At 63.5% G+C, this 26,831-nt stretch carries 26 protein-coding genes; 10 read left to right on the top strand and 16 right to left on the bottom strand.

Annotation, left to right across the window (positions count from 1 at the left end):
- Positions 1 to 12: 12 nt before the first annotated feature.
- From ACQCST_RS08275 to ACQCST_RS08265, 3 genes are read right to left on the bottom strand one after another with little or no spacing between them, the layout of a single operon-like run.
- Positions 13 to 1,176 (bottom strand): acyl-CoA dehydrogenase family protein, encoded by a 1,164-nt coding sequence (locus ACQCST_RS08275; RefSeq protein WP_426998785.1) that lies wholly within the window; start codon positions 1,174 to 1,176, stop codon positions 13 to 15.
- Between the two features lie 2 nt (positions 1,177 to 1,178).
- Entirely contained in the window at positions 1,179 to 3,362 is a 2,184-nt protein-coding gene (locus ACQCST_RS08270; RefSeq protein ID WP_426998784.1) for an acetyl/propionyl/methylcrotonyl-CoA carboxylase subunit alpha, read from the bottom strand.
- Positions 3,363 to 3,369: 7 nt separating this feature from the next.
- On the bottom strand, positions 3,370 to 4,977 hold the full coding sequence (locus ACQCST_RS08265) for a carboxyl transferase domain-containing protein (protein ID WP_426998783.1): 1,608 nt from the start codon (positions 4,975 to 4,977) through the stop codon (positions 3,370 to 3,372).
- Between the two features lie 172 nt (positions 4,978 to 5,149).
- Between ACQCST_RS08265 and ACQCST_RS08260 the strand changes: the two genes are divergently transcribed.
- On the top strand, positions 5,150 to 5,815 hold the full coding sequence (locus tag ACQCST_RS08260; RefSeq protein ID WP_426998782.1) for a TetR/AcrR family transcriptional regulator: 666 nt from the start codon (positions 5,150 to 5,152) through the stop codon (positions 5,813 to 5,815).
- An 87-nt stretch (positions 5,816 to 5,902) separates the two neighbouring features.
- Here ACQCST_RS08260 and ACQCST_RS08255 read toward each other — a convergent pair whose 3' ends face one another.
- The 3 genes from ACQCST_RS08255 to pdhA are packed head-to-tail and all read right to left on the bottom strand — an operon-like array spanning position 5,903 to position 9,524.
- Positions 5,903 to 7,339, bottom strand: a complete 1,437-nt coding sequence (locus tag ACQCST_RS08255; RefSeq protein ID WP_426998781.1) for a dihydrolipoamide acetyltransferase family protein — start codon at positions 7,337 to 7,339, stop codon at positions 5,903 to 5,905.
- Entirely contained in the window at positions 7,336 to 8,346 is a 1,011-nt protein-coding gene (locus ACQCST_RS08250; protein WP_426998780.1) for an alpha-ketoacid dehydrogenase subunit beta, read from the bottom strand. Before ACQCST_RS08250 ends, ACQCST_RS08255 begins: the two co-directional genes overlap by 4 nt.
- Positions 8,346 to 9,524, bottom strand: coding sequence for a pyruvate dehydrogenase (acetyl-transferring) E1 component subunit alpha (gene pdhA / locus ACQCST_RS08245; protein ID WP_426999119.1), 1,179 nt, complete (start codon positions 9,522 to 9,524; stop codon positions 8,346 to 8,348). Before pdhA ends, ACQCST_RS08250 begins: the two co-directional genes overlap by 1 nt.
- Before the next feature lie 196 nt (positions 9,525 to 9,720).
- Here pdhA and ACQCST_RS08240 point away from each other — a divergent pair, with 196 nt between their 5' ends.
- Positions 9,721 to 10,194, top strand: coding sequence for an Lrp/AsnC family transcriptional regulator (locus ACQCST_RS08240; RefSeq protein WP_426998779.1), 474 nt, complete (start codon positions 9,721 to 9,723; stop codon positions 10,192 to 10,194).
- A gap of 153 nt (positions 10,195 to 10,347) precedes the next feature.
- The gene (locus tag ACQCST_RS08235) at positions 10,348 to 11,010 is read left to right on the top strand and encodes a hypothetical protein (RefSeq protein WP_426998778.1); all 663 of its coding nucleotides are present in this window, start codon (positions 10,348 to 10,350) and stop codon (positions 11,008 to 11,010) included.
- Here ACQCST_RS08235 and ACQCST_RS08230 read toward each other — a convergent pair.
- Entirely contained in the window at positions 11,007 to 11,975 is a 969-nt protein-coding gene (locus ACQCST_RS08230; RefSeq protein WP_426996053.1) for an IS481 family transposase, read from the bottom strand. The two genes, ACQCST_RS08235 and ACQCST_RS08230, sit on opposite strands and share 4 nt — an antisense overlap.
- Positions 11,976 to 12,198: 223 nt before the next feature.
- Here ACQCST_RS08230 and ACQCST_RS08225 point away from each other — a divergent pair, with 223 nt between their 5' ends.
- Positions 12,199 to 12,603, top strand: a complete 405-nt coding sequence (locus tag ACQCST_RS08225; protein ID WP_426998777.1) for a DUF4383 domain-containing protein — start codon at positions 12,199 to 12,201, stop codon at positions 12,601 to 12,603.
- A gap of 111 nt (positions 12,604 to 12,714) precedes the next feature.
- A complete protein-coding gene (locus tag ACQCST_RS08220) occupies positions 12,715 to 13,314 on the top strand; it encodes a hypothetical protein (protein WP_426998776.1) in 600 nt (199 codons plus the stop codon).
- A gap of 157 nt (positions 13,315 to 13,471) precedes the next feature.
- Here the strand turns inward: ACQCST_RS08220 and ACQCST_RS08215 are convergent, their stop codons facing one another.
- Both ACQCST_RS08215 and ACQCST_RS08210 read right to left on the bottom strand, forming a co-directional pair.
- Positions 13,472 to 15,088, bottom strand: coding sequence for a solute symporter family protein (locus ACQCST_RS08215; RefSeq protein ID WP_426998775.1), 1,617 nt, complete (start codon positions 15,086 to 15,088; stop codon positions 13,472 to 13,474).
- Complete coding sequence (locus tag ACQCST_RS08210) at positions 15,085 to 15,465, bottom strand: DUF485 domain-containing protein (RefSeq protein WP_426999118.1); 381 nt, start codon at positions 15,463 to 15,465, stop codon at positions 15,085 to 15,087. The genes ACQCST_RS08215 and ACQCST_RS08210 overlap by 4 nt, the downstream gene beginning before the upstream one ends.
- A 171-nt stretch (positions 15,466 to 15,636) precedes the next feature.
- Here ACQCST_RS08210 and ACQCST_RS08205 point away from each other — a divergent pair, with 171 nt between their 5' ends.
- From ACQCST_RS08205 to ACQCST_RS08190, 4 genes are read left to right on the top strand one after another with little or no spacing between them, the layout of a single operon-like run.
- Positions 15,637 to 16,842, top strand: coding sequence for a sensor histidine kinase (locus tag ACQCST_RS08205; RefSeq protein ID WP_426998774.1), 1,206 nt, complete (start codon positions 15,637 to 15,639; stop codon positions 16,840 to 16,842).
- A gap of 37 nt (positions 16,843 to 16,879) precedes the next feature.
- Complete coding sequence (locus ACQCST_RS08200) at positions 16,880 to 17,599, top strand: LytR/AlgR family response regulator transcription factor (protein ID WP_426998773.1); 720 nt, start codon at positions 16,880 to 16,882, stop codon at positions 17,597 to 17,599.
- Positions 17,596 to 17,946: a hypothetical protein gene (locus tag ACQCST_RS08195; RefSeq protein ID WP_426998772.1), complete on the top strand. Its 351-nt coding sequence runs from the start codon at positions 17,596 to 17,598 to the stop codon at positions 17,944 to 17,946. Before ACQCST_RS08200 ends, ACQCST_RS08195 begins: the two co-directional genes overlap by 4 nt.
- Before the next feature lie 7 nt (positions 17,947 to 17,953).
- Positions 17,954 to 19,420, top strand: a complete 1,467-nt coding sequence (locus ACQCST_RS08190; protein WP_426998771.1) for a cation acetate symporter — start codon at positions 17,954 to 17,956, stop codon at positions 19,418 to 19,420.
- A 71-nt stretch (positions 19,421 to 19,491) separates the two neighbouring features.
- On the opposite strand, the gene ACQCST_RS08185 is transcribed toward ACQCST_RS08190, so the two are convergent.
- From ACQCST_RS08185 to rpsB, 6 genes are all read right to left on the bottom strand, one after another.
- Positions 19,492 to 20,076: a DivIVA domain-containing protein gene (locus ACQCST_RS08185; protein ID WP_426998770.1), complete on the bottom strand. Its 585-nt coding sequence runs from the start codon at positions 20,074 to 20,076 to the stop codon at positions 19,492 to 19,494.
- Between the two features lie 81 nt (positions 20,077 to 20,157).
- Positions 20,158 to 21,081, bottom strand: a complete 924-nt coding sequence (locus ACQCST_RS08180; protein ID WP_426998769.1) for a phosphatidate cytidylyltransferase — start codon at positions 21,079 to 21,081, stop codon at positions 20,158 to 20,160.
- On the bottom strand, positions 21,081 to 21,638 hold the full coding sequence (gene frr / locus ACQCST_RS08175; RefSeq protein WP_426998768.1) for a ribosome recycling factor: 558 nt from the start codon (positions 21,636 to 21,638) through the stop codon (positions 21,081 to 21,083). Before frr ends, ACQCST_RS08180 begins: the two co-directional genes overlap by 1 nt.
- A 112-nt stretch (positions 21,639 to 21,750) precedes the next feature.
- Entirely contained in the window at positions 21,751 to 22,488 is a 738-nt protein-coding gene (gene pyrH, locus ACQCST_RS08170) for a UMP kinase (RefSeq protein WP_426998767.1), read from the bottom strand.
- 139 nt (positions 22,489 to 22,627) lie between these two features.
- The gene (gene tsf, locus ACQCST_RS08165) at positions 22,628 to 23,464 is read right to left on the bottom strand and encodes a translation elongation factor Ts (protein WP_426998766.1); all 837 of its coding nucleotides are present in this window, start codon (positions 23,462 to 23,464) and stop codon (positions 22,628 to 22,630) included.
- Positions 23,465 to 23,599: 135 nt separating this feature from the next.
- Positions 23,600 to 24,511, bottom strand: coding sequence for a 30S ribosomal protein S2 (rpsB, locus tag ACQCST_RS08160; protein ID WP_426998765.1), 912 nt, complete (start codon positions 24,509 to 24,511; stop codon positions 23,600 to 23,602).
- 450 nt (positions 24,512 to 24,961) lie between these two features.
- On the opposite strand from rpsB, the gene ACQCST_RS08155 reads away from it, so the two are divergent.
- The gene (locus ACQCST_RS08155; RefSeq protein ID WP_426998764.1) at positions 24,962 to 25,525 is read left to right on the top strand and encodes a M23 family metallopeptidase; all 564 of its coding nucleotides are present in this window, start codon (positions 24,962 to 24,964) and stop codon (positions 25,523 to 25,525) included.
- On the opposite strand, the gene ACQCST_RS08150 is transcribed toward ACQCST_RS08155, so the two are convergent.
- Positions 25,522 to 26,712 (bottom strand): acyl-CoA dehydrogenase family protein, encoded by a 1,191-nt coding sequence (locus ACQCST_RS08150; protein WP_426998763.1) that lies wholly within the window; start codon positions 26,710 to 26,712, stop codon positions 25,522 to 25,524. The two genes, ACQCST_RS08155 and ACQCST_RS08150, sit on opposite strands and share 4 nt — an antisense overlap.
- Positions 26,713 to 26,831 lie beyond the last annotated feature (119 nt).

Here is a 26,831-nt window from a genome sequence, read left to right as displayed (position 1 = left end):
CTTCCCTGGCGGCTAAAGTCCCAATTCACGCGCGATCAGCATCAGCTGGACTTCCGTGGTGCCTTCCCCGACTTCAAGGATCTTGGAGTCGCGGTAGTGGCGCGCCACGGTGAATTCGTTGATGAAGCCATAGCCGCCGAACACCTGGGTGGCATCCCGCGCGTTGTCCATGGCCGCCTCACCTGCGACCATCTTAGCCATGGCCGCCTGCGTCTTGAATGGCTTGCCGGCCAGCATGCGCGCGGCGGCGTCGTAGTAGGCCAGCCGGGCCGTGTGCGCCCGCGTCTGCATCCGGGCGATCTTGAACGAGATGGCCTGGTATTTCCCGATGTGGTGGCCAAAAGCACTGCGTTCCTTGGCATATTTCACGGACAGATCCACGCAGCCCTGGGCCGCCCCGGTGGCCAGGGCAGCTATGGCGATCCGCCCTTCATCCAGGATGGAGAGGAAGTTGGCGTAGCCGCGTCCCTCTTTGCCCAGCAGGTTGGCCTCCGGTACGTGGACATCCTTGAGCGTTAGGGGGTGGGTGTCTGAAGCATTCCAGCCCACCTTGTTATAGGCCTTCTCTGCCTTGAAGCCGGGCGTGTTGGTGGGCACCAGGATGGTGGAGATTTCCTTCTTGATGCTGCCGTCTTTGCGCTCGTGCTGACCGGTGACCGCGGTGACCGTCACCAGGCGCGTGATATCCGTTCCGGAGTTGGTGATGAACTCCTTGTTGCCGTTGATGATCCACTCACCACCCACGCGTTTGCCGCTGGTTTTGGTGCCGCCGGCATCGGAGCCGGCCTCCGGCTCCGTCAGTCCGAAGCCTGCGAGCGCCTTGCCGGAGGCCAGCAGCGGCAGCCATTCCTGCTTCTGCTCCTCGGTACCGAACCGGTGGACGGGCATGGCACCGAGGGAAACGCCGGCTTCCAAGGTAATGGCCACGGACTGGTCCACGCGGCCCAGCTGTTCAAGCGCAAGTGCCAGGGCGAAGTAGTCTCCGCCCATTCCGCCGAATTCTTCCGGGAACGGCAGCCCAAAAAGACCCATCTCAGCCATCTGGGACACCACTTCATAAGGGAAGCTGTGTTCTTCGTCGTGCCTGGCGGACACCGGAGCCACTACCTTGTCGGCGAATTCGCGGACAGTGTCACTCAGGTCCTGGTATTCCTCACCGAGCTCAAAATCAGCCATTCCTAGGCTCCCTTTTCTTGGTTGACGGAGACTCCTGCAGCGGGGTCTTCGATTGTTCTCACGTTGGAGTGAATAGTTGCCAGAACCTGGTCGGCCTTCACCAGATCCCCGGATTTGACCGTGATGTGCACGGTGCCCGCGACCTCAGCCACCAGCTGGTGTTCCATCTTCATGGCCTCCACGGCGAGGAGCAGCTGGCCGGCCTCCACGGTGTCGCCATTGTGGACGGAAACGGAGACGACGGTTCCCGGCATGGGCGAACGGACTTCCGGATCGGCGGCGCCTTCCTCGCGCTGGATGGCTGACAGCACGCGGACCAGCCGGGATTCGCGGGTGAGCACTTCCAGACGGCAGGACCAGCCGTCGTTGCCAAGGAACAGCTCCGATGGAAAGCCCATCGATTCGCTTGATGAGCCGGTCCAGTCCGATGCCACGGAGTAGCCGCAGGCCTCGCCGTCGAGCGTCAGGACCACGTAGTCCTCGCTGAAGATCTCCAGGGAGGCTTCACGCTGGGGGCCATCGCCCACCCGGACCAGCGCCTGGCCGAATGCCCCGGACGCCGTCACGCCCACGGTGGCGAACTCGCCGGGGGAAGTCCCCAGGCTGATGCGCCACGGTGCCCGCAGACCCAGCCGCCACCCATCCTTCCGGTGCCAGGGTCCCCGCACAGCCGGGCTCGCGACCGCAGCCAGCGTGCCTCCGTCAGCCTCCCTTTCCAGCTCCCGCACGAACATGGCGGCAGCGATGAGCTCGGCATCGTCAATGTGCCGGAACGTGAAGTCCGGCATCTTGCGTTCGATCATGGTGGTGTCCAGGCGGCCGGCGCGGACGTCGCCGTCATTGATGAGCAGCCGCAGGTATTCAACATTCGTGTCCACACCCAGCACGGTGTATCCGGCCAGCGCCTCATCGAGCGTATCCAAAGCCGCTTTGCGGTCCTCTCCCCAGGCGATGACCTTGGAAATCATAGGGTCATAGCTGGACGAAATCTCCAGCCCCTCCACCAGCGCCGAGTCCACCCGCACTCTGCCGTCTGCGTTTCCGGCAGGCAGTTCGTCCAGCAGCAGCACCGTTCCGGTGGACGGCAGGAAGTTCCGTTCCGGGATCTCCGCATAGACCCGCGCCTCCACGGAATGTCCGTTGAGTACGACGTCGGACTGACTCACGGTGAGTTCCTCGCCGGCGGCGATCCGCACCTGCCATTCCACCAGGTCCACCCCGGTGACCATTTCGGTGACAGGGTGTTCCACCTGGAGGCGGGTGTTCATCTCCATAAAGAAGAACTCGTCGGGAGCGTTGTCCGAGACCAGGAACTCCACCGTGCCGGCGCCGCTGTAGCTGACGCTGCGGGCGGCCTGGCAGGCCGCTTCGCCGATGCGCGCCCGGGTGGCCCCGCCGTCGTTGAGTGAATCAAGGAGCGACGACGGCGCCTCCTCGATGACCTTCTGGTGCCGGCGCTGGAGTGAACACTCGCGCTCGCCCAGGTGGATGACGTTGCCGTGGTTGTCTGCCAGTACCTGCACCTCGATGTGGCGGGGGGTCAGGACCAGTCGCTCGAGGAACAGCGTGTCGTCGCCGAATGCGCTCGCGGCCACGCGCCGGGCGATGACCAGGGTGGCTTCCATGTCCTCCGCCCGTTCCACCACGTGCATACCCTTGCCGCCGCCGCCCGCCGACGGCTTGATCAGGAGCGGAAACCCGACGCCGGCCGCCGCCTCGATCAGCTGGGCGTCAGTCAGGCCGGGTTTGGCGATGCCCGGAACCACCGGAACGCCGTAGCCCGTCACATGGTTCTTGGAACGGATCTTGTCGCCCATGACGTTCAGCGAGTCCACGCCAGGGCCAATAAACGTGATGCCGGCCGTCTCCAGGGCGCGGGCAAAATCCGCGTTTTCGCTCAGGAAGCCGTAACCGGGATGCACGGCTTCGGCGCCGGTGTCCTTGCACGCCTGGATGATCGCTTCGATTTTGAGGTAACTTTCGGCGGCGGCCGCCGGGCCGATCCGCACGGCGATGTCCGCTTCCCGCACGTGGCGGGCCCCGGCGTCGGCGTCGCTGTAGACCGCCACGGAACGGATGCCCATGGCGCGCAGGGTGCGGATGACGCGGCAGGCGATCTCGCCGCGGTTGGCCACCAGTACGGTGCCGAACGTCCGCGGGTGGCTGTCAGAATTCTGAGTGGTCATCTCTGGCTCACATCCGGAAAAGGCCGAAGGAGGTCTCCGGCAGAGGGGTGCGGGAGACGACGTCGAGCGCCAGCCCCAGAACGGTGCGGGTATCCGCCGGATCGATGACGCCGTCGTCCCAGAGGCGCGCGGTGGAGTAGTACGGGCTCCCCTGGTCCTCGTACTGCTGCTTGATCGGGGCCTTGAAGGCTTCCTCGTCCTCGGCGGACCATTCCTCGCCGCGGGCCTCGTACTGGTCCCGCTTGACCGTGGCGAGCACGCTGGAGGCCTGGTTGCCGCCCATCACGGAGATCCGGCTGGCCGGCCACATCCAGAGGAAGCGCGGGGAATAGGCCCGCCCGCACATGGAGTAGTTGCCGGCCCCGAACGATCCGCCGATCACCACGGTCAGCTTGGGAACGCGCGCGGTGGCGACGGCGGTGACCATCTTGGCGCCGTTCTTGGCGATGCCGCCCTGCTCGTAGTCCTTGCCCACCATAAAGCCGGAGAGGTTCTGCAGGAAGATCAGCGGAATCCCGCGCTGATCGCACAGCTCGATGAAGTGCGCCCCCTTGAGCGAGGACTCGCTGAACAGCACCCCGTTGTTGGCCACGATGCCCACGTGATGCCCGTTCAGCTTCGCGAACCCGGTGACCAGGGTGGTGCCGTAGTTCTTCTTGAACTCGTGGAACCTGCTGCCGTCCACCAGCCGCGCGATAACCTCACGGACGTCGTACTGGGCGTTGACGTCGGTGGGCACAGCGCCGTACAGCTCACTTTGCTCTGCAACAGGTTCGACGGCGGTGTCCACGTCCCAGACGGGCGCCGCCGGTCTGGGCAGGGTGGAGACGATATCGCGGACAATCTGGAGGGCGTGTTCATCGTTCTCGGCCAGATGGTCGGTGACGCCTGAAATCCTCGAGTGCACGTCGCCGCCACCCAGCTCCTCCGCGGTGACGATCTCGCCGATGGCGGCCTTCACCAGCGGCGGGCCGCCGAGGAAGATGGTGCCCTGGTTGCGGACAATCACGGTCTCGTCGCTCATGGCGGGCACGTAGGCGCCGCCGGCGGTGCAGGACCCCATGACGGAGGCGATCTGCGGGATCCCGGCCGCAGACATCCTGGCCTGGTTGAAGAAGATCCGGCCGAAGTGCTCCTTGTCCGGGAAGACCTCATCCTGCTTGGGAAGGAAGGCCCCGCCGGAGTCCACGAGGTAGATGCAGGGCAGCCTGTTTTCCAGCGCGATTTCCTGGGCGCGAAGATGCTTCTTCACCGTCATGGGGTAATAGGTGCCGCCCTTGACTGTGGCGTCGTTGGAAATGACCAGGACGTGTCGGCCGTGCACCAGACCGATGCCTGCGATGACGCCTGCGCCCGGGGAATCGTCGTTGTCCATTCCGTTGGCGGCAAGTGGAGCGATCTCCAGAAACGGGCTTCCGGCGTCAAGCAGCTGATCGATCCGTTCGCGGGGCAGGAGTTTGCCCCGCGACATGTGGCGTTCGCGGGACTTCTCGGGTCCGCCCAGGGCTGCCGTTGCCAGGCGCTTGCGCAGTTCACCCGCCAGAGCCTGCTGCGCCTGGCTGTTGGTGGCAAAGACATCACTGCTGGTGTCCACCTGGCTGGTGATTGTCTCCATTGACTGCTTCCATTCCCTGGCCGGCTCCACAGCACTATGCGCTGCTTGAGTGGGCCGCTGCTCATGTCACTTCGGTTAGTACCGTCTAACTGAGATTTAGGTTAGTCTCTATTAACTGTGATGTCCAACACAGGACGCGCGCTGCTAGAATGTGCAGTTTCAAGGAGGAAGAATGCCCACCACCCCGCGTGTCCAGGCAACCGAGCCGCGCAGCCAGACAACCCAGCGCAGCCAGGCCAAAGAAAGCCGCCGCCAGGCCCTGCTGTCCGCGGCTGCCGCCCTCTTCGCCGTTAACGGTTTTAACAGCGTTTCGCTTGAGGACCTGGGCGCCGCGGCAGGCGTCAGCGGACCCGCGGTGTACCGGCATTTCCCTGGCAAGCAGGCTGTACTCGGAGCGCTGCTGCTGACTGTCAGCCAGGATCTGCTCGACGGTGGCACGCAGGTGGCCGCCGACGCCGCTGATCCGGCCGCAGCCCTGGGACGCTTGGTCCAATTCCATGTGGACTTTGCGTTGAGCAACCAGGATGTGATCCGGGTGCAGGACCGCGACTTCAGCAATCTGACCGAAGAAGACCAGGCAGCAGTCCGGACGCTCCAGCGCAGCTACGTGGAACTGTGGGTTGACGTGCTGGCGTTGCTGCACCCGGATGCGGACTCCGCTGGCCTGCGGATGCGGGCTCACGCGACCTTCGGCCTCATTAACTCCACCCCACACTCGGTGCGGAGCCATGGGCGGCGCATGGGCATCAAGTCCGCCAGGCCGCTGCTTGAGAATATGGCACTGGCCGCCCTGTCGGTTCCGTCCAGGCCTGACATGGACGAACCGGACGAACGGTAGCCTAGCTAAGATCGGCCCCCGCCCACATGACCGTTGCTGCCTGGCAACGGTTGTGGGGTCGGGGGCCGCTCCTGTGTTGCCGAACTGTCAGATCATTGCCAGCGCCATGCCGGGGTCGGCCAGAATGGCACCGAGGTCCGCGAGGAACCGGGACCCCTGCTCGCCGTCCACCAGGCGGTGGTCGAAGGACAGGCTCAGGGTCATGACCTGGCGCAGTGCCACCTGGTCCTGGTACTCCCACGGCGTTTTCCGGACGGCGCCCAGAGCCAGGATGGCGGCCTCCCCGGTGTTCAGGATTGGCGTCCCCGCATCGATCCCGAATACTCCGATGTTGGTGATGGATATGGTGCCGCCGCCAAGGTCTCCGGGACTGGTCTTGCCCGCCCGGGCGGTTTCCGTCAGCGCCGTCAGAGCCGTCGACAGCTCCATCAGGGACAGGTTTTCCGCGTCCTTGATGTTCGGCACCGTCAGGCCGCGCGGTGTAGCGGCCGCAATACCCAGATTCACGTAGTTGAACTGGACGATCTCCTGGTTCGCCTCGTCCCAGCGGGTATTGAGCGTCGGGTGGTTGCGCAGGGCGATCAACACGGCCTTGGATACCAGGGTCAGCGGAGTCAGCTTGTAGCCGGCGAAGGCGCGGCTGGCCTTGAGCTTGGCCAGCAGCTCCATGGTGGGCGTGACGTCGATGGTCAGGAATTCCGTGGCATGCGGTGCGGTGAAGGCACTGGCAACCATGGCAGCAGCCGTAAACTTCCGGATGCCCTTGATGGGGGTACGGATCTCGCGTTCCGGCTGGTGCCCGGCCGCCTTCGACCCCGCTGCGACGCCGCCCGCCAGTTCCTGGGCCGCCGCCGGCAGGTCTCCCCCGCCGACGAAATTCCGCACGTCGTCGCGGGTGATCAGCCCGCGCTCTCCGGTGCCGGCCACTGCTTCGAGGTCGACGCCGAGGTCCTTGGCCAACTTGCGCACCGGCGGTGTGGACCGCGGACGTTCGGCGGGCCGGGATTCGGCGGGCTCAACTACCGGGGCAGGCGTGATCTCGACCGGCCCGGCCCCCGCCACTACCCGGATGGAGGCTACCGGGGTGGCCGCTACGGGCGTGGCGGTTTCGACAGCCTCGACCGCCGGGACCATCGGTGCGGCGAAGCTGCGGTTGCGGCGGGCCGGACGTCCGGAACCTTCGACGACGGCGCCATACCCCACCAGGTTGGGTTCACGCTTGGCGATGGCCGGTTCAGCCGGGCCTCCGGCGGCGGGTGACCCGCCGCCGTCGTCCGCTATCTCAAACGAGACAATCGGCTTGCCCACCTCCACTATGGTGCCGGGCTGCTCGTGGAGAGCGGTGATGATGCCGGCAAACGGCGAGGGCAGTTCCACCACGGCTTTGGCTGTTTCCACTTCAGCAATGATCTGGTTGAGGGCAACTGTGTCCCCCACTCCGACCTTCCAGCTGAGGATTTCGGATTCGGTGAGGCCTTCGCCGAGGTCTGGAAGCCTGAATTCCTTGATCATGGTGGCGCTCATCCTTCCAGCCCGCTGAGTGAGTTCGGCCTTCCGAGGGCCCGGTCCACGCCGTCCAGGATCCTGTCCAGGCCAGGCAGGTGGTGCATCTCAAGCTTTGAGTATGGGTACGGGATGTCGAAGCCGGTCACGCGAACGGGGGCGGCTTCGAGGTGGTAAAAGCAGCGCTCGGTGATGCTGGCAGCGATTTCGGCGCCAAGTCCGCCCGATTGGCCGGCCTCGTGGGTGATAACGAGCCTCCCTGTCTTGCGCACGGAAGCCTCCACGGTGGCGAAGTCCAACGGCGCCAGCGAGCGCAGGTCAATCACCTCCACGGAAATGCCTTCATCTGCCGCGGCCATCGCGGCGTCCCGTGCGGTCTTGACCAGGGGTCCATATGCCACGAGTGTGACATCGGTTCCCCCGGTGACTATGCGGGCCTTTTCCATGGAAAGCGCGGCGGTGAAGTCCAGGGACTCATCCACCTCGCCTTTGTCATGATAACGGCGCTTGGGTTCGAAGTAGAGCACGGGATCATCGGAGGCGATGGCCTGCTGGATCATGGTGTGGGCATCCTGCGGGTTGGAGACGCTGATGACACGCAGGCCCGAGGTGTGCGTGAAATACGCTTCCGGGGATTCCGAGTGGTGTTCCGGTGAACCGATGCCCCCGCCAAAGGGAACCCGGATGGTGATGGGCATCTTCACGGCACCCTGCGTCCGGTAGTGGAGCTTGGCCACCTGGCACACAATCTGGTCAAAGGCCGGGTAAATGAAGCCGTCGAATTGGACCTCCACCACCGGCCGGTAGCCGCGGTAGGCCAGCCCCACGGCGGTGCCCATGATGGCGGCCTCCGCAAGAGGTGTGTCCACCACACGGTGCTTGCCGAAGTCTTTCTGCAGTCCGTCCGTAACTCGGAAGACACCACCGAGAGTTCCAATGTCCTCTCCCATGAGAATCACCTTGGGATCGTTTTCCAGTGATTTGCGCAGACCGGAATTGATGGCACGGGCAAAGGTCATCTGAGTCATCAGCGTGCACCTTCTTCTGAAGTGGCTTCTGCGGGATCGCCGAAGGAAGCCAGGTAACGGGAGTAGTGGTCCTGCTGGCGTTCAAGCCAGGAGTTGGGTGTGCTGTACACGTGCTTGAAGATGTCCAGCGGTTCCGGCTCCGGCAAGTTGATACAGCCGGCACGCATTTCGCGCGCGACGGTGTCGGCTTTGGCCTGTATGCGGGCCTCGAAATCCTGGCTCAGCAGACCCTTGCGCTCCAGCAGCGCTTTGACCCGGTCAATGGGGTCCTTTGCAGCCCAGTCTTCGAGCTCGTTGGCGTCCCGATACCGCGTAGGGTCATCGGCCGTGGTGTGGGGCCCCATGCGGTACGTAACGGCTTCGATAAAGGTGGGGCCCCCGCCGTGGCGCGCCCTGTCCAGTGCGATGCGGGTGGCTGCCAGCACGGCCAGGACGTCGTTTCCGTCCACGCGCATGCTGGGAATGCCGAAACCAGCTGCTCTGTCGGCGAGCTGGATGTGCGACTGGAGTCGCACCGGTTCCGAGATGGCCCACTGGTTGTTCTGGCAGAAGAAAACCACCGGCGCCTGGAAGCTGGCCGCGAACACCAGGGCCTCGTTGACGTCGCCCTCGCTCGTTGCCCCGTCGCCGAAATACGTCACGGCCACCGAATCGGCGCCGTCGTTCTGGATGCCCATGGCGTAACCCGTGGCATGCAGCGTCTGGGCACCGATGATGATCTGCGGCGTCGCCATGTTGATGGTGTACGGGTCCCAGCCCGAGGAGGCGTTTCCGCGCCAGACCCGAACGATGTCCGTCAGGTCCACTCCGCGGCAGTAGGCCACACCGTTTTCGCGGTAGCTGGAGAAAACGAAGTCATCCTCGCGGAGTGCCCTGCCGGAGCCGATCTGGGATGCCTCCTGACCCAGCAGTGGTGGCCAGAGCGCAAGCTCGCCCTGCCGCTGGAGTGCCGTGGCCTCAGTGTCAATCCGCCTGATAACCACCATGTCCTCATAGAGGGAACACAGCTGTTCGTCCGAGACGTCCTGGATCCAGAGGTCATATTCCGGATGACTGACGCGCTCCCCTGCGGGGGTGATCAGCTGGACCAGGCTGTGGCCTGTCCCGCCATGATGTCCTGCACCGTTGCCCGGCCCGCCGGCGGTTGTTCCGCCTTGGCCCAACTCGTCTGTAAACACGATTGCCCGCAACCTTCTTGTGTCGTTGGACCAGCCCGGGAAGGACTCGTGATCCCGCCTCGTTCCGGCCACCCGGGCGCCGTTGCCCCGGATATTTGTGACCCTACTCACAATGCCCAATGGGTACAACCACCGCAGCGGAAACTGATCAATATGCACTGTTTCCGGAGCACGCACCGTGCTAGCCTTGCGCATTATGCAAGCTTTGGATGGCACAGACACCCGGCTCCTTTCGGCGCTGGCCCGCGACCCCCGCCGAACCGTTGTGGCGCTGGCACAGAAGCTCGGGCTGTCAAGGAACACCGTGCAGGCGCGGATGGCGCAGCTGGAGAAGAGGCACGTCTTTCTCTCCTTCGAACGCCGGATCAATCCGGCGTCCCTGGGCTACCCGCTGATGGCGTTTATCTCCGTGCACGTTCAGCAGCAGAAGCTTGGCCCGCTGGCGGAGGAACTCGCCGGGGTCCCGGAGATCCTGGAAGGGTACGGGCTGACCGGTTCAGCGGATCTCCTGTTGCGCGTGGTGGCACTCGATGCCGAAGACCTATTCCGGATCAACGGAAAAATACTGGCCTGCGATGGTGTGGACCGGACGGATACTGCATTGGCCATGGGCGAACTCATTCCGTTCCGCATCCAGCCGCTGCTGGACCGCGGCCCGGCACCGGCCTGAAACCCGTTGGCCGCGTCCGGCGGCGGTGTCCACTCACGATGACCCCGGGACAGGCACTGGGTTATAGGCTGTTCCCAGTTAAACCGATGGGGTGCCGGACCGTGGTCCCCAGAATTCAGGCAGTGCTGTCCCGGCTGCCGGAGAGGCTCCAGCTTGAGCAATCCTCAGGAACCCAGCGCGCCCGGCCAGCCTCCGCAGTGGCAGCAGCCGCCAGTGCCCCCGTCCAGGGCGCCCGGCGAGCCAGGGCCCCCGGAACAGTATGGTGCGCCCGGCGAGTACCCGGCGCCGGGCCAGAACCCGGCTCCCGCTCCGTACCCGTCGCCGGGGCAGCAGCCGGCCGGTCAATACCCGTCGCCATTCGGCCTGCCGGGCCAGCAGCCTCCAGCCAAGAGCCGCAAGGGTCTCTGGATCATTCTGGGCATCGTAGGCGGCGTCCTGCTGCTGGTCATTGTTGGCGTTGTTGTCCTGCTGAAAGTGGTGGGTGGCGCCACCAACCAGGCTAAGGGACTTGCAGAGAACTTCACCAAGCTGCTCATTTCCGGCGAGACCGGCAAAGCCTATGACGACTTCCTGGACCCGAAGCTGCAGGAACAGCTGTCCCGGGACGACTTCGCCGCCGGCGTCAAGAGCCTCGAAATGGACGATACCTGCAAACCTGCCTATGACGACCTCAAAGTCAGTTCCGAGAACGGCACCAACGCAGCCGATGTGGCCGGCGTTATTACCTGCGACGGCAAGAAGGTTGAGCTTGCCTACCGCTTCGAGGGAACGGACGAGCTCAAGATGATCAACATCAAGCTCAAACCCAAGGCCTAGGTGTATTGACCTGAGAGGTTAGTGACGCGGGTGACCGGTGGCTGACCTTTGAGTGAGGTGTGGCCTCGGTGATGATTGTAGTGATGGAGCCAGTCGGCGAAAGAATCAACACGCTCGGCCTCTGATCCATAGGGTTTTGCGTAAGCCCACTCATCGAGCATGGTGCGGTTGTAGCGCTCGACTTTGCCGTTGGTCTGGGGCCTGTAGGGCCGGGTGCGCTTGTGCTTGATAGCCGGGCCCAGGGCGTCTTTGAATGCGTAGGAGCGGTAGCAGGAGCCGTTGTCCGTCAGGACCCGTTTGACCACGATTCCGCAGGATTCGAAGTAGGCGTTGGCGCGTTCCCAGAACCCGGCCGCGGTGTCCTTTTTCTCATCGGCGAGGATCTCGGTGTAGGCCAGCCGGGAATGATCATCGACCGCGTTGTGCAGGAAGGCGTAGCCCGGTCTCCGGTTCGCCGCCGTGCCGGTCTTGTTCCGGTTGCCGGATGCCCTGCCCACCGTGCGGTGTCCGCCGCCGTCCGGGATACGTCCGAGTTTCTTGATGTCCACGTGGACAAGGTCTCCGGGGTTCTGGTGCTCGTAGCGGCGGATTACCCTCCCCGTGGCCCGGTCCAGCCACGACAGCCTTGCCAGTCCGAACCTGGAGAGGACCCGGTGCACCGTGGAGGGGTGGATACCCAGCAGGTAACCGATCCGGGCAGGGCCCCACCGGCGGTTCACTCTGAGCGCGACGATCCGCCGCTCCCGCCGCACGGACGTCCGGCCCGGGGAGCTGACGGGCCGGCTCGACCGGTCCTCCATCCCGTGCTCGCCGCGCTCCCGGTAGCGGCCAGCCCACCGCGCCGCGGTCGTCACCGAGACCTGGAACCGCTCAGCCGCCCGCCGCAGCGGCCACCCGTCCTCCACGACGCACTGGGCCAGCCGGAGCCTGCCCTTAGGCGTGAGGAGCGCATTAGCATGGGACATTGAAGACCTCCTTGTGGATCGGACTCTCGACAAGCCCCACTCCACCCGGAGGTCTTCTTTTTGTCACCTAACCACGCCGAGCGTTCCTAACGTCCGTGGTCAATACACCTAGGCGCCCATCCGGGAGCGCGCGTGATCCGAATTGCTTCCTGAGAGTCCCGACCGGGGCTCCGCAGGCCGGCGGGGAAACGTCATCCCCGACCCCATTGGAAGGATTCGGGCCATGCGCAATTCACCGAACCGCCTCATCGCTACCGTTTTCGGAGCCGTATATCTCCTCGTGGGCCTCCTCGGGTTCGCAGTCACCTCGGGGATCGGATTCTTCGCCACCGAAGGCCGGAGCCTGATCATTTTTGAAGTCAACCCGCTGCACAACATCATCCACCTCGCCATCGGCGCAGCTTTGCTCTACGCCGGCCTGAACGGTACGCAGCTGGCACGGACCGTCAACGCAAGTGTGGGTGGGGTATACCTGCTGGTGGGAATTGTTGGCCTTTTCCTGCTCACCTCTCCCCTGAACATCATCGCCCTCAACGGAGCCGACAACGTTCTGCACCTGGCCAGTGCTGTGCTGCTTCTCGGCGTCGGACTGTCCTTGGATAAGTCCCCCGCTGCTGCCCGGGCCTGAGCAACCGTGCCAAGCCTGCCCCTGGGCAGCCTGTCAATCGGCGGCCCTGCATGTGAAGGACGGACACGTGACGGCCAGACACGTAACGCTCAGACACGTGACGGGGGCCAGGTGGACGGCACGGCCGCGGCGGCCGTCCGGCTGTTCGCTGGCTTCGCAGGGTTCGGGGCAGGATCCGTAAACCTGGCGATCGCATCCAGCCTTCTGGCGGGACTGGCTGGAGCGGCGGAAGCTGCCGGCCGAGCCATCCACTGGCTGATTCCCATGGCTCTTTTACCCGCTCTATGGGGCGTGGCACTGATCATCTGGACAGTACTGGCCCTGCGGAACGGCAGGGATTCAGTGCCCCGCACTGCCACGGTCCTGTTGCTTTTAGCCGCAGCCGTTCATCTTGTGTCCATTGCAGCGATCCGCGGCGAGGTGGCTTCCGGCCTCAACGCCAGCCACCTCGCCGCGATCCTTCTCACGCTGATGATCCTGGCATCTTCGGGCTGGCTGAAGCGCCAGCAGCAATCCGGGAATTACGACGGCGTCCTGCCCGCCACCGCTTCGCCGCGGCCCGGCCGGCTTCTGCTGGCGGCATTCGCCGGCGCTGTGGCGGTCGCCGGCGTTGCCACGCCGGGGCTGGCAGCCTCGACGGCAGGCGAGTACGCGGTACCGCACGGCCAACATGACAGTCATGCTCCGGATCTGGCGCAGCACCACCCCTGACGCGTGACCGGAACTGACGCATGACAGGATCGCCGCCGTCGAACCTGGTTAGCCCCGGGCGGCAACCAAGTCCAACGACAGGAGCCCCCGCACGTGTGCAGGGGCTCCTGTCGTTCACAGTACAGCCGTCACCGGGACCCGGTGCTGTGCAAAGCGATCAGTGCTCGACGGCTTTCTCGGCGCCGACTCCGGTCAGCGAACGGACCTCCATCTCGGCCTGCTTGGCCCTGTCTTCCTTCTTCTTGTCCAGAACCGTGCCCAGCCAGCCGAGCAAGAACGCCAGCGGAATCGACACAATGCCCGGGTTGCTCAGCGGGAAGACGGCGAAGTTGGCCCCCGGAATCATGGACGTTTTGGCCCCTGAAACCACGGGCGAGAGCGCAATCAGGATGATCGCCGAACCAAGCCCGCCGTACATGCTCCACACCGCCCCCTGTGTGGTGAACCTCTTCCAGAAGAGCGAGTAGACGATGGTGGGCAGGTTTGCCGAGGCTGCCACGGCGAAGGCCAGGGCCACCAGGAACGCCACGTTCTGGCCGTTGGCAAAAATGCCGCCCAGGATGGCCATGATGCCGATGACCACCACGGTGCGGCGGGCCACCTTCACCTCAGTCTCGGCGTCGGCCTTGCCCTTGGAGATGACGCTGGCGTAGATGTCGTGGGCGAAGGAGGCCGCAGCCGTAATGGTGAGGCCCGCAACCACCGCAAGGATGGTGGCGAAAGCAACCGCCGAGATGAACCCAAGAAGCAGCGGGCCGCCCAGATGGAAGGCCAGCAACGGTGCTGCGGAATTAACGCCGCCCGGAGCAGACTTGATGGTTTCCGCACCGACCAACGCTGCAGCGCCATATCCCAGGACCAGCGTGAACAGGTAGAAAATCCCGATCAGCCAGATGGACCACACCACGGACTTACGCGCTTCCTTGGCGGTCGGGACCGTGTAGAAGCGCATCAGGACGTGGGGCAGCGCAGCAGTGCCAAGCACCAACGCCAGGCCCAGGGACATGAAGTCCAGCTTGGACGTTTCGGACTTGCCGTATTGCAGACCCGGGTTCAGGACATTGGGATTCTTGGCGGTGTCAACGGCCGCGCCCAGGAGGTTGGATACATTGAAACCATAAATGGAGAGAACCCAGAAAGTCATCACGGCCGCTCCTGCAATGAGCAGGATCGCCTTGATGATCTGCACCCAGGTGGTGCCCTTCATCCCGCCAATAAGCACGTACATGATCATCAGCGCGCCCACCACAATGATGACAAGAGACTGTCCGCCCCAGTCGCTGATGCCCAGGAGCAACGAAATGAGGCTGCCCGCCCCGGCCATCTGGGCAAGCAGGTAGAAGAAGCAGACAGCAAGGGTGGAGATGGCTGCGGCTATCCGGACCGGCCGCTGCTTCAGGCGGAAGGAGAGGACATCGGCCATGGTGAACTTACCCGTGTTGCGGAGCAGTTCGGCAACCAGCAGAAGTGCCACGAGCCAGGCAACAAGGAAGCCGATGGAGTACATAAAGCCGTCATAGCCGTTGATAGCAATTGCACCCGTGATGCCCAGGAAGGACGCGGCGGACAGGTAGTCGCCCGCTATGGCTGTGCCGTTCTGGGAGCCGGTGAACGAACGCCCTGCAGCGTAGTAGTCCGCCGCTGTCTTGTTGTTCCGGCTGGCGCGCAAGACGATCACCATGGTGATCACCACAAACAGGGCAAAAATGCCCATGTTCAGCAGGGTTGTATCTTTGAGATCGGCAACATTCACCGCAGGGACCATTGTTCTCATTTTGCTGGCCCGCTCACTGAGTTGCCGTGTTTATCAAATTCGTGGCCTTCGATTTCGTTGCGGATTTCCGCGGCGATGGGGTCCAGCTTGCGGTTGGAGTAACTGACGTACCAGCCGGTGATGGCAAAAGTGGAAACAAACTGCAGCAAGCCCAGGATCAGCCCGACGTTGATGTTGCCCCACACTTTCGTGGACATGAATTCCACGGCGTAGTCGGCCAGCAGCACATATGCGAAATACCAGAGCAGAAACGCTATGGCCATGGGAAAGACAAAGCTGCGGTGACGTTTGCGCAGTTCCTGGAACCGCTCCGTCGATTGGACTTCCTCGAAGTCCACGGACGCCGCTGCGTCCTGTGTCTGGGCATCGTTACCCATCATTCCTCCTCATTGAGTGTTGCCTCGTCCACACCGGCTGCCAGCCCCCGGCCAATGTGACTACCATCACTGTGACCCGTGACGGGGGCTACATTCCAGACTACGCCCAGGGCCGGTCGCTCAACGGCTGCGATGCTGCGCCCAACGGCACACGCGGCTACGCTGGGCACCATGCCGGACTCCCCGCTCTTTACCGCAGCAGCGGTTGCCGTGATCGCCCTGGCGATTGCCGTCGTCGTCGGCGTTGGGCTCAAAGTGCTCCGTTCCTTCCGTGAGCTGGGCACCGACGCCGAGCGCGCCATATACAACACTCTTCATGCAGCGTCGAAGGCGGGCCAGCACCTGAGGACAGGTTTGAATCCGGCAGGAGCGGCCAAAGCCAGCCGTCAGCTGCGCAACCTGCTGGGCTGCGACGCCCTGGCCATCACGGACACATCCGGTGTCCTCGCGTGGGACGGCCCCTCGGAGGAACTCAAACCATTGCTGATGGGTCTCGCGTCCGAAGCCCTGGCCGGAGGCCGGACCACGGTGATCCACGCCGGGGACCTGAGGGCACCACACGGAAAAACCGGCGGTCCGGCTACCCCCGTGGCCGCCGTCATTGCACCCATCAGGGCGGGGACCAGGGTGGCGGGTGTGGTTGCGGTTTTCGCCCCGGCAGCCAGCGCCGGCCTGGTCCGCGCCACCGGCGAAGTGGCCGATTGGGTTGCAACCCAAGTGGAGCTGGCCGAACTCGATGCTTCCCGGACTTTGCTGATGGAGGCCGAAGTGCGTGCCCTGCGCGCCCAGATCAGCCCCCATTTCATCTACAACTCGCTCAATGCGATCGCTTCCTTCATCAACACGGACCCGGAGCGTGCCCGTGAACTGGTGGTGGAGTTCGCCGACTTCACCAGGTATTCGTTCAGGCGCCACGGCGACTTCACCACCTTGGCAGAGGAACTGCGCTGCATCGACCGGTATCTGCTGCTGGAGCGGGCCCGGTTTGGCGAACGTGTGCAGGTGAGCCTGCGGATCGCGCCCGAGGTGCTGAGCACCGTGATCCCGTTCCTGAGCCTTCAGCCGCTGGTGGAGAATGCTGTCAGGCACGGGCTGGAAGCCAAGGAGGGTCCCGGTCACATCACCATCACTGCCAACGATTCCGGCGCTTTTGCCGAAGTCACAATAGAGGACGACGGCGTGGGGATGGATCCGGAACATCTGCGGTCAATGCTGGCCGGGCACAGCGACGGTGATCATGTGGGGCTTCGCAATGTTGACTCCCGGCTTCGCCAGGTTTATGGCGATGACAACGGTCTGGTGATCGAAACGGCCCCAGGGGAGGGCACACTGATCACCATGCGCGTTCCGAAGTCCCAGCCAGGCCATGATGCCTGAGAGTCCGCCCGCTGGCTACGGACGCTAATCTGGAACTATGATTAACGTCCTCGTCGCCGACGACGAGCTCCCTGCCGTTGAAGAACTCGCTTTCCTCCTTGGCAAGGACGACAGGATCGGCAAAATCCACCGGGCCTCTTCCGGCGCGGAAGCGCTCCGGGCGCTGGAAGCGGAGTCCGTGGACGCCGTGTTCCTGGACATCCATATGCCGGCAGTGTCCGGGCTGGACATTGCCAGGGCCATTGCGCACAGCAGCAATCCACCCGCTGTGGTCTTCGTGACGGCGGACGAGGACTGCGCCCTTGAGGCGTTCGAGCTTGCGGCAGTGGACTACCTCCTGAAGCCCGTGAGGGCGGAGCGGCTGGCGCGTTCCGTGGGCCGTATAAGTGACCTCATCAAGGACGGCGGTGTGGGGCCGGAGATGATTACCGTGGATCAGGGCGGTACCACCCGAATGATCAGGCGGGACGACATCACGTATGTCCAGGCGCAAGGAGACTACGCGAGAATCCACAGCGCGGACGCAAGCTACCTCATCAGGATCCCGCTCGCTGACCTCGAACAGCAGTGGGCCGAGGCCGGATTCATCCGGATCCACCGGTCCTATCTCATCGCACTGAAGCATCTCAGCCATATGAAACTCGCGGCCGCCCGTCCCAGTGTCACCGTGGCCGGGGCGGTGCTTCCCATCAGTCGCCGCCACCTTCCGTCCATCCGTGAAAAGCTCGAAGCCACCCGGATCCGGCCGCAGGCATGACCCGGGTCCGCGTGACGGCGCCGCGGTCCGTGCCCAGACCGGCCACAGAGTCGCGGGAAGCGGCCGAGGAATCCGAGGCCGGCCAGGTGTTCGTCCGCTCCCTGATCCTCTCCCAGCTGCGCCTGGCCATTGTTGTAGCCGCGGGTTTCCTGGTGGTCCTCGGTGCCTTCCCCCTGGTACTTTCAGCAGTGCCTGGCCTCGCTGATTCACGCATTGCCGGCATCCGCTTCGATTGGCTGCTGCTCGGCGCCGGTGTCTACCCTGTGATCGGGCTCAGCGCATGGCTGTACATTCGCACCGCCGCCCGCAACGAGGCCCGGTACCGGGATCTGGCGGAGGAGCAATGATGTTCACGTGAACCCTGCGGTGGGCATTACGGCTTTTGTCGGCGTATCGCTTGCCACGGCTGTGATCGGTTTTTATGGGCTGCGCATTTCACGGACAACCGGTGACTTCTACGTGGCGTCACGAACTGTCAGGCCTTGGTGGAACGCCTCCGCAATCGGAGGGGAGTATCTGTCGGCCGCGAGCTTCCTCGGTGTGGCCGGGCTGATTCTGCTGTCCGGCACGGACGCGCTGTGGTTTCCGGTCGGCTACACAGCGGGCTTTCTTATGCTGCTGCTGTTTGTGGCTGCCCCGTTGCGCCGCTCCGGCGCTTACACCATCCCGGATTTCACCGAGGCCAGGCTTGATTCCAAAGCTGTACGGCGGGTCACCAGCCTGGTAGTTGTTGTGGTTGGCTGGCTGTACATTGTCCCGCAGCTTCACGGTGCCGCCCTGACAATCGGAATCACTACCGGGTTGCCTTCCTGGGTGGGGTCCGTGGCGGTGGTGGTAGTGGTCTGTCTGACTGTCGTGGCCGGCGGCATGCGCTCCATTACGTTTGTCCAGGCTTTCCAGTACTGGCTTAAGCTCACGGCGCTGGCGGTGCCGGTGCTGTTTATGGTGTTTGTGCTCTCCGGCAACGGGCCCACCGCGGTGTCACAGGCTGCCGTCAACCCCACGGGGCTCCCGCCGGCCGGCCCGTATCAGAACATCTCGCTTCTGGTGGCGCTGCTGTTCGGAACGCTGGGTCTCCCCCACGTCCTGGTGCGCTTCTATACCAATCCCGACGGCCAGTCAGCGCGGCGCACCACGCTCATTGTCCTGGGCCTGCTCTCTGTCTTCTATCTGCTCCCCACTGCCTGCGCAATGGCTGCACGGATGTTTGCACCGGAACTGGCCCGCAACGGTCAGCCCGATGCTGTGGTGCTACTGCTCCCGGGCCGCCTGATCGGAGGAACTGCCGGAGATCTGCTGTCGGCACTGGTGGTGGCCGGAGCGTTCGCGGCGTTCCTGTCCACCACATCAGGACTGGTGGTGTCGCTGGCAGGCGTGATCAGCCAGGACGTTCTGGGGGGCAGCGTCCGTGGTTTCCGGCTCGCCGCCGTCATCGCGGCGTTAGTCCCGCTGGGCTTCGCGTTTATGACTGATTCCATGGCCCTCGCCGGAAGCGTTGGGCTGGTTTTCGCGTTCACGGCATCCACCATCTGTCCCGTGCTCTTGCTGGGGATCTGGTGGCGGGGACTCACAGACAGGGGTGCCATCAGCGGAATGGTCACGGGCGGCGTGCTCTGCGGTGGTGCCATGGTGGCCGGGGCTGTTCTTGGGGCGGCAGCCACGCCGTTCTGGCTCGCCCAGCCGGCGGCCTGGACGGTTCCGGCCGCCTTCGCCGTGATGGTCCTGGTGTCGTGGTCAACAAGAAGCCGGGTGCCGCGGACCATCACGAGGGTCATGACCAGGCTCCATACTCCGGAACGGCCGCTGACAACGGAACGCTGAGTCAGGACGAGCTGGCCGCGCGCACAGACAACTGGCCGCCATATTACCGGCACGCGTCTTACCGTCACACGTCAGTCGATGGCCGCCATCAGTTCGACTACCCGGTCCAGGAAAGCATCGACCTGGGTTTCCTCGTAGCCGTTCCTACCCATGGCCGGGCGGAAGACTGCCCTGCGGACATTGTCCACGCTCAGCGGTTTGTCTTGCTCCAGGTATCCGATCAGGTCCAGGCAAAGGTTGTCGACGTCGAGGGTGTTGTAACTGCTGGCCTTGCCCTTTGCCGGCCGGCGGAAGCGTTCGCCGTCGGGCCTGTGCAGCCTGCCGCGCAGAATTCCGGAGAGCTTACCGACCTCGCGCAGCCAGGCTTCCTCGCCGCTCTCGGCGATGAGTTCGTCCCGTTCCCGGCGGGCAAAGGCATCTTCAAGCCGGTCCAGGGCCGCGTCCACCACGGCAGCGGAGTATCCCTGCTTGACAGGATCAAAAGACACAGCCCTCACATCGGCGCTCCTGATCACGTGGATGGCAGCCTTTGGTGTTTCAAGCGACACGCGGGCGCGCTGCAGGAACTGGTCCACCTGCTTGGCGTTATAGCCGTATTGGTTCCGCTGCACGCGCTCAAAGGACGCGGGGATCTGCCGTTGAATGTCCACTGTCACTACGTTTCCTTTAATCCTCTTCAGCTAGGGTCTGTTCCGCACCATTCTATGATGCGGACCGGGGTCAGGCGAGGCGGTGTGTCAGGCTCCTGCGACCAGCACGTAAAGTACAAAGGCGACTGGCGAGGCAAAAACGATCGAATCCAGCCGGTCCATGACTCCTCCGTGTCCGGGCAGGATGCTGCTCATGTCCTTGACGCCGAGTTCCCGCTTAACCATCGACTCCGCCAGGTCACCCGCTGTTGAGGCGGCCACCATGCCCACGGCCAGGACGACGCCCACCCACCAGGGTTTGCCCAGCAGGAAGATGCTCGCCGGGACACCGATCACCATGGCGCCGGCAATCGATCCGCCAAAGCCCTCCCACGATTTCTTCGGGCTGATCTTCGGGGCCATTGGATGTTTCCCGAGGGAGGCGCCGATCAAATAACCGAAAGTGTCGTTGGAGACTACAAGCAGCAGCATCACCACTACCTGCCACGCGCCTTCCGGTACTGTTCCGCCGGGCCAGGTGCCCACAGGAGTCGGGCCGCCGGCGGCATGAAGTGGCAATACCGCGAAGCTGATCAGGAAAGGGACCCATACCAGCGTGAAGACACCGGCGAAGATGCTGCGGGCCGAACCTGCGGCGCCCTCGATGGAACGCCAGAGCAAAACGGCGACACTGCTCAGAAGGACGGCGAACAGCAGGCTTTCCAGCCCGCCGAAGTATGCCGCTAACGGCATGGCCACGGTGCCGGTCATAACAGGAACGATGGGCAGCCGCGTGCCGTTGGCTTCCAGCGCCCGGAAAATCTCCCAGACGCCGAAGACGGCAAATGCCGTGGTGACCGCTGCGAAACCGAGCGGCAGAAAAAGCAGCCCGCCCAGCACTGCAAAGAGCATTGCAAGGCCGACGGCGATGGCCGCCGGGAGGTTTCTTCCCGCTTGGGGCGTCGGGTTGCTCCGTGGCTGTCTGCCCCGCAGCCGAACCCGCGGACCGGCGGGCCGCTGTGGCTGGCTCATCAGACCTCGAGCAGCTCTGCTTCCTTGCGCTTGAGCAGCTCGTCAATGCCGTCGACATGCTGCTTGGTCATGGCGTCAAGTTCCTTTTCACCGCGGCTGCCTTCGTCTTCTCCGGCGTCGCCGTCTTTCACCAACTTGTCCAGGGTTTCCTTGGCCTTACGCCGTATGTTGCGGATGGCGATCTTGGCGTCTTCGCCCTTGGTCTTGACAATCTTGACGTATTCCTTACGCCGTTCCTGGGTCAGGTCCGGGATGGTGATCCGGATGACGTTGCCGTCGTTTGACGGGTTGGCGCCCACCTCCGAGTCGCTCAGGGCGCGCTCGATGTCCCGCAAGGCAGTCTTATCATAGGGGGTGACGAGGATGGTACGGGCATCCGGAACGGTAAACGAGGCCAGCTGCTGCAGCGGGGTGGGCGTGCCGTAGTACTCAACGGTGACCTTGTTGTACAGGCCTGGCGTAGCGCGGCCCGTACGGATCGACGCGAAGTCTTCCTTGGCTACCTCAACCGCCTTGTCCATCTTGTCTCCGGCTTCGAGCAAGGTTTCTTCGATCACGATCTCTCCTCAAAAATCGGTGCAGCCGGTAGTCCCGGCATTGCACACTCTTTATTCCGTCCAGATGAGTCCGGCCTGGGCAGGAACTGTTCTAAAAACATCCTAGCCGTTGCTAGGGAGTGACCAGGGTGCCCAGCTTTTCGCCGAGAATTGCGCGGGTGACGTTCCCTTCGCCTTCCATGCCGAAGACCACCATGGAGAGGTCGTTGTCCTTGCACATGGTCATGGCCGTCTGGTCCATCACCCGGATGTCCCGGCGCAGTGCGTCGTCATAGCTCAGCGTTTCCAGTTTTTCGGCCGTGGGATCCTTCTTGGGATCCGCTGTGTACACGCCGTCAACCCCGCTCTTCGCCATCAGTACGACGTCGGCGTGGACTTCCAGCGCACGCTGGGCGGCAACGGTGTCGGTGGAGAAGTAGGGCAGCCCGGCGCCAGCGCCGAAGATCACCACGCGGCCCTTTTCCATGTGCCGGATGGCCCGGCGGGGAATGTATGCCTCCGCGACCTGGCCCATGGTGATGGCACTCTGGACCCGGGTCCCGACGCCGGCTTGCTCCAGGAAATCCTGCAGCGCCAGGCAGTTCATCACGGTGCCGAGCATGCCCATGTAATCGGCCCGTGAGCGGTCCATGCCGCTTTGCGACAGTTCGGCGCCACGGAAGAAATTACCGCCACCGACGACGATTGCCACCTCAACGTCGGGAACAGCAGCCGCGATCTGCTTGGCCACGCCGCGAACGGTATCCGGGTCAACGCCCAGCTTCCCGCCGCCGAAGACCTCACCGGACAGCTTCAGGAGAACACGGCGCCTGCTTTTCTGTGGCTGGGCTGAAGTGTTGACGGTTTCCATGGTGCCTTCCCGTTGGTGAACTCTGAGCTAGGTTATCGTGCTCTGCGGCCAAAGTTCTCATTCATGCTCCGGCCTTTTGCATGCAACAGTGCATGCAAAAGGGGCGGCCACCGAAGTGACCACCCCTTTGCGTGTGTGACTAGGAACCGACGCGGAAACGCGTGAATGCGGTTGCCTTGACGCCGGCCTCTGTGAGCACCTGCGCCACGGACTTCTTGGCATCCTTGGCAAATGCCTGATCGATCAGGACCTCACCCTTGAAGAACCCAGTAACACGGCCTTCAACGATCTTGGTCATGGCACCCTCAGGCTTGCCTTCAGCCTTGGCGGTCTCTTCAGCGATGCGGCGCTCGGACGCAACCAGCTCAGCCGGAACGTCTTCGCGGGTCAGGTAATTCGGGGCCATCGCTGCGACGTGGACTGCCACGTCGTGGGCTGCGGTGGCCGCGGCTTCGCCGTCGCCGTCAACAGCGAACAGCACGCCAACCTGGGCCGGGAGATCCTTGGAGGTCTTGTGCAGGTAGGCGTCAACGGTGCCGCCCTCGATGCGGGAGATACGGCGGACAACAACCTTTTCGCCGAGGACAGCGCCCTCTTCGATAACAACCTCGGACAACGGCTTGCCGTCGACCTCGGTAGCCAGCAGGGTCTCGAGATCGGCTGCGCCGGACTCGACGGCGACAGCCAGGACTTTGTCGGCAAGCTGGATGAACTTGTCAGCCTTGGCGACGAAGTCGGTTTCGCAGTTGACTTCGATCATCACGCCAACACCGGCGTTGACCTTGGCAGCAACCAAGCCTTCAGCGGTGGAGCGGCCTTCACGCTTGGTAGCGCCCTTCAGACCCTTGATGCGGATGATCTCGATCGCCTTTTCGGCGTCACCGTTGGCTTCGTCAAGAGCCTTCTTGACATCCATCATGCCGGCGCCGGTGCGCTCGCGCAGAGCCTTGATATCAGCGGCAGTGTAGTTCGCCATGTGAACCCCTCTGTCTAGAAATGTATGTGGTGTACGGACTGACAGGACGGCAGCCCACCTGGTGAGCCGCCATCCTGTCAGTAACCCCTTCACTGCGGACAGTGGGCGGGGAGTCCGGATTACTTGTCTGCGTCTTTACTTCTCTGCGTCTGCAGCGGGGGCCTCGGCAGCAGCCGGTGCTTCCTCTACAACCGGAGCAGCCTCAGCGGCCGGTGCTTCTTCCACAACCGGAGCCTCTACAGCCGCCGGAGCAGCTTCTGCGGCCGGAGCTTCTTCAGACTTGTTGGCCTCGAGAAGCTCGCGCTCCCACTCGGCCAGCGGCTCTTCCGGAGCTTCCGTGGTGCCCGTTGCACGCTGGTTGCGGGCGATCAGGCCCTCTGCTACGGCGTCGGCAACAACGCGGGTCAGCAGGTTCACGGAGCGGATGGCGTCGTCGTTGCCCGGGATCGGGAAATCGACTTCGTCGGGGTCGCAGTTGGTGTCCAGGATGGCAACAACCGGGATGTTCAGCTTCTTGGCTTCGTCAACAGCAAGGTGTTCCTTCTTGGTGTCCACGATCCAGAGCACGGACGGTGCCTTGGTCAGGTTGCGGATACCGCCGAGGTTGGTTTCCAGCTTGGTGAGTTCACGGCGAAGGAGCAGCAGTTCCTTCTTGGTGTACGCGGAGCCGGCGACGTCATCGAAGTCGATCTCTTCGAGTTCCTTCATGCGCTGGATACGCTTGGAGACCGTCTGGAAGTTGGTCAGCATACCGCCGAGCCAGCGCTGGTTGACGTACGGCTGGCCAACGCGGGTGGCCTGCTCAGCGATGGATTCCTGTGCCTGCTTCTTGGTGCCGACGAAGAGTACGGTGCCGCCGTGTGCAACGGTGGCCTTGACGAACTCGTAGGCGCGGTCGATGTAGGACAGTGACTGCTGAAGGTCAATGATGTAAATGCCGTTGCGCTCCGTAAAGATGAATCGCTTCATCTTCGGGTTCCAACGACGGGTCTGGTGTCCAAAGTGGACGCCGCTGTCAAGCAGCTGGCGCATAGTTACGACGGGCATGCCGGCGCTCCTTCCGGCAGGTCATTCATGAGAAAACCCATGGGTTCTCTTACCCTGCCAATAGTTGACGGTTTAATAGCCCGGCCCAAACGGGCCCGGCTCCTGGCATCCATTGCACTTCCCATCAGGACTGTTTCCGGTCCGGACCGCAGGAGGCACAATCCTCCTCGGCAGGAAGCCGGGTGGCTTCTGACTCGGAGGGCTGGATACGCGTAGTCAGCTGCTGCTCCCCCGCATCTCTGAATGAGACATGCCGACGCCGCCCGGAAGTGGAGACCAATCACAGGAAAGACCAATTCCAGACAAGACGTTGAGGGCACAGCAAACTGCTCCACCAAGTGTACTACAGCACCCCCGCCGCAGGAGACCGTATCGAGGCTGCCCAGCGCGTTTTCCACATGGCCGCGCCAGCGTCTTCCGCAGCCCACGGCGCAAGGTGAAGCTTGGGAAATGAAAGCTCAAAGACTGCTGGCCGCACTCCTGCTGGTGGCTGCCACCGTTTCCATCCAACCCGCGCATGCTGCCGGTGTCCGATCCGGCCGGGACACCTCCACTGCGGAAACGGCTGACGCTGCCCCCAGGGGCTCGTGGAGCTGGCCGCTCACCCCCAGACCGGATGTACTCCGTGCATTCGATCCGCCGGCCAAGCCCTGGCTGAGCGGCCACCGGGGTGTGGATCTGCGGGCAACGCACGACGGCGCGCCGGTCACCGCACCGGAGTCCGGCACGGTGAGCTTCGTCGGAGTGGTGGTGGACCGGCCGGTCATTACGATCGACCACGGCAACGGTCTGAGAAGCAGTTTCGAACCTGTGCACAGTAGCCTTGCCGCCGGGGCGACGGTAGCAAAAGGGGACGAACTTGGCACTCAACTGACAGGCCACTGCGCCACAACGCCATGCATCCACTGGGGTGTCCGGCTCGGTGAGGATTACCTCAACCCGCTGGAGTTCGTGATGGATCTCCGGTCTTCCATCCTTCTTCCCCTGCACAGGGGTGCGGAAGACGGCGGCTAGACGATTGCTGAAATACCGGTGATGGCGCGGCCGGTGACCAGAGTGTTGACCTCGTGGGTGCCCTCATAGGAGTAGATGGCTTCAGCATCCGAGAAGATTTTGGCCATTTCGAAGTCAGTGACGATTCCGTTGCCGCCCAGGAGACTGCGGCCCATTGCCACACTTTCCCGCATGCGTGCAGTGGTGAAGGCCTTGGCCAGCGCGGACTGCTCATCCTTGGCCTCGCCCGCGTCCTCGAGCTGGGACAAACGGACCATCATGCCCATTGAGCTGACAGCGTTGCCCAGAATCTGAACCAGCTGGCTTTGGACCAGCTGGAAAGACGCCAGCGGGCGTCCGAACTGGTGGCGTTCCACGGCGTAGCGGCGCGCCACATCAAAGGCAGCCAGCTGCTGCCCCACGGCCTGCCATGCAACGGCCAGCCGCGTGACTTTCAGGACCTTGTTGGTGTCCCGGAAGCTGTTTGACTTGGCAAGCTTGAAGAAGTCCGGAACCACCACGTTCTCAAGGGTGATATCCGCGTTCTGCACGGTTCGCAGGGAGATCTTGTTTTCGATTTTCGAGGCGCTGAAGCCGGGGAGAGCGGTATCCACCAGGAAACCCTTCACCTGATTGTCTGCCAGGTCCCGGGCATAGATGACTACCCAATCCGAGAAGGTGGCGTTGCCGATCCAGCGCTTGGCTCCGTTGAGGATCCAGTTGTCGCCGTCGCGCTGCGCGGTGGTGCGTGTTCCGCCGGCGACGTCGGAGCCTCCCAACGGTTCAGTCAGGCCGAAGGCGCCGATTTTCTTCAGGGCGTAGATATCCGGCAGCCAGGCGTCCTGCTGCTCCTGGGACGCGAGGGCTTCGATGGATCCGGTAAACAGACCGTCGTGGACACCCATAAAAGTGGCGATCGAGGTATCGGCGCGGGTGACCTCCGCATGGACCAGGCCGGCGAACAGATTGGAGTAACCCTGTCGCTTGACGGGGCTGACCAGATCGATTTCCGCGAGTTTGGGAATGAGCTCCATGGGGAACTCGCCGCGATTCCAGCAATCGACGGCGATCGGCTTCACCTCGCGTACGAGGAACGAGCGGATTTCAACCAGCCGGTCCTGTTCCTTCTGGCTGAGCAGCTGCTCGAAAGCGAAGAAGTCGCCGTCAGCGTACGGCAGGTTGTTGATGTCGATAGCGGCTTTGGACATGGTGTTCCTTCGCATGTGATCAGCAGTGACCAAAAGGTCCCGGGCGGGGCGCCAGCGGTAAGTTACTCATGAGTAACTTACCGCAAACTGCGGAGTAGACGCAACATCCGGGCAACCAG

The sequence above is a fragment of the Pseudarthrobacter sp. N5 genome, from assembly GCF_050157035.1.
GTDB lineage: Bacteria > Actinomycetota > Actinomycetes > Actinomycetales > Micrococcaceae > Arthrobacter.
This window is presented reverse-complemented; position numbering and strand designations above follow the sequence as displayed.

Excerpts from the sequence above, each read along its gene's own strand:
- ACQCST_RS08275 (WP_426998785.1), bottom strand. The coding sequence starts at position 1,176 with ATGGCTGATTTTGAGCTCGGTGAGGAATACCAGGACCTGAGTGACACT.
- ACQCST_RS08270 (WP_426998784.1), bottom strand. The coding sequence starts at position 3,362 with ATGACCACTCAGAATTCTGACAGCCACCCGCGGACGTTCGGCACCGTA.
- ACQCST_RS08265 (WP_426998783.1), bottom strand. The coding sequence starts at position 4,977 with ATGGAGACAATCACCAGCCAGGTGGACACCAGCAGTGATGTCTTTGCC.
- ACQCST_RS08260 (WP_426998782.1), top strand. The coding sequence starts at position 5,150 with ATGCCCACCACCCCGCGTGTCCAGGCAACCGAGCCGCGCAGCCAGACA.
- ACQCST_RS08255 (WP_426998781.1), bottom strand. The coding sequence starts at position 7,339 with ATGAGCGCCACCATGATCAAGGAATTCAGGCTTCCAGACCTCGGCGAA.
- ACQCST_RS08250 (WP_426998780.1), bottom strand. The coding sequence starts at position 8,346 with ATGACTCAGATGACCTTTGCCCGTGCCATCAATTCCGGTCTGCGCAAA.
- ACQCST_RS08240 (WP_426998779.1), top strand. The coding sequence starts at position 9,721 with ATGCAAGCTTTGGATGGCACAGACACCCGGCTCCTTTCGGCGCTGGCC.
- ACQCST_RS08230 (WP_426996053.1), bottom strand. The coding sequence starts at position 11,975 with ATGTCCCATGCTAATGCGCTCCTCACGCCTAAGGGCAGGCTCCGGCTG.
- ACQCST_RS08225 (WP_426998777.1), top strand. The coding sequence starts at position 12,199 with ATGCGCAATTCACCGAACCGCCTCATCGCTACCGTTTTCGGAGCCGTA.
- ACQCST_RS08215 (WP_426998775.1), bottom strand. The coding sequence starts at position 15,088 with ATGAGAACAATGGTCCCTGCGGTGAATGTTGCCGATCTCAAAGATACA.
- ACQCST_RS08210 (WP_426999118.1), bottom strand. The coding sequence starts at position 15,465 with ATGGGTAACGATGCCCAGACACAGGACGCAGCGGCGTCCGTGGACTTC.
- ACQCST_RS08205 (WP_426998774.1), top strand. The coding sequence starts at position 15,637 with ATGCCGGACTCCCCGCTCTTTACCGCAGCAGCGGTTGCCGTGATCGCC.
- ACQCST_RS08200 (WP_426998773.1), top strand. The coding sequence starts at position 16,880 with ATGATTAACGTCCTCGTCGCCGACGACGAGCTCCCTGCCGTTGAAGAA.
- ACQCST_RS08195 (WP_426998772.1), top strand. The coding sequence starts at position 17,596 with ATGACCCGGGTCCGCGTGACGGCGCCGCGGTCCGTGCCCAGACCGGCC.
- ACQCST_RS08180 (WP_426998769.1), bottom strand. The coding sequence starts at position 21,081 with ATGAGCCAGCCACAGCGGCCCGCCGGTCCGCGGGTTCGGCTGCGGGGC.
- pyrH (WP_426998767.1), bottom strand. The coding sequence starts at position 22,488 with ATGGAAACCGTCAACACTTCAGCCCAGCCACAGAAAAGCAGGCGCCGT.
- tsf (WP_426998766.1), bottom strand. The coding sequence starts at position 23,464 with ATGGCGAACTACACTGCCGCTGATATCAAGGCTCTGCGCGAGCGCACC.
- rpsB (WP_426998765.1), bottom strand. The coding sequence starts at position 24,511 with ATGCCCGTCGTAACTATGCGCCAGCTGCTTGACAGCGGCGTCCACTTT.
- ACQCST_RS08155 (WP_426998764.1), top strand. The coding sequence starts at position 24,962 with ATGAAAGCTCAAAGACTGCTGGCCGCACTCCTGCTGGTGGCTGCCACC.
- ACQCST_RS08150 (WP_426998763.1), bottom strand. The coding sequence starts at position 26,712 with ATGTCCAAAGCCGCTATCGACATCAACAACCTGCCGTACGCTGACGGC.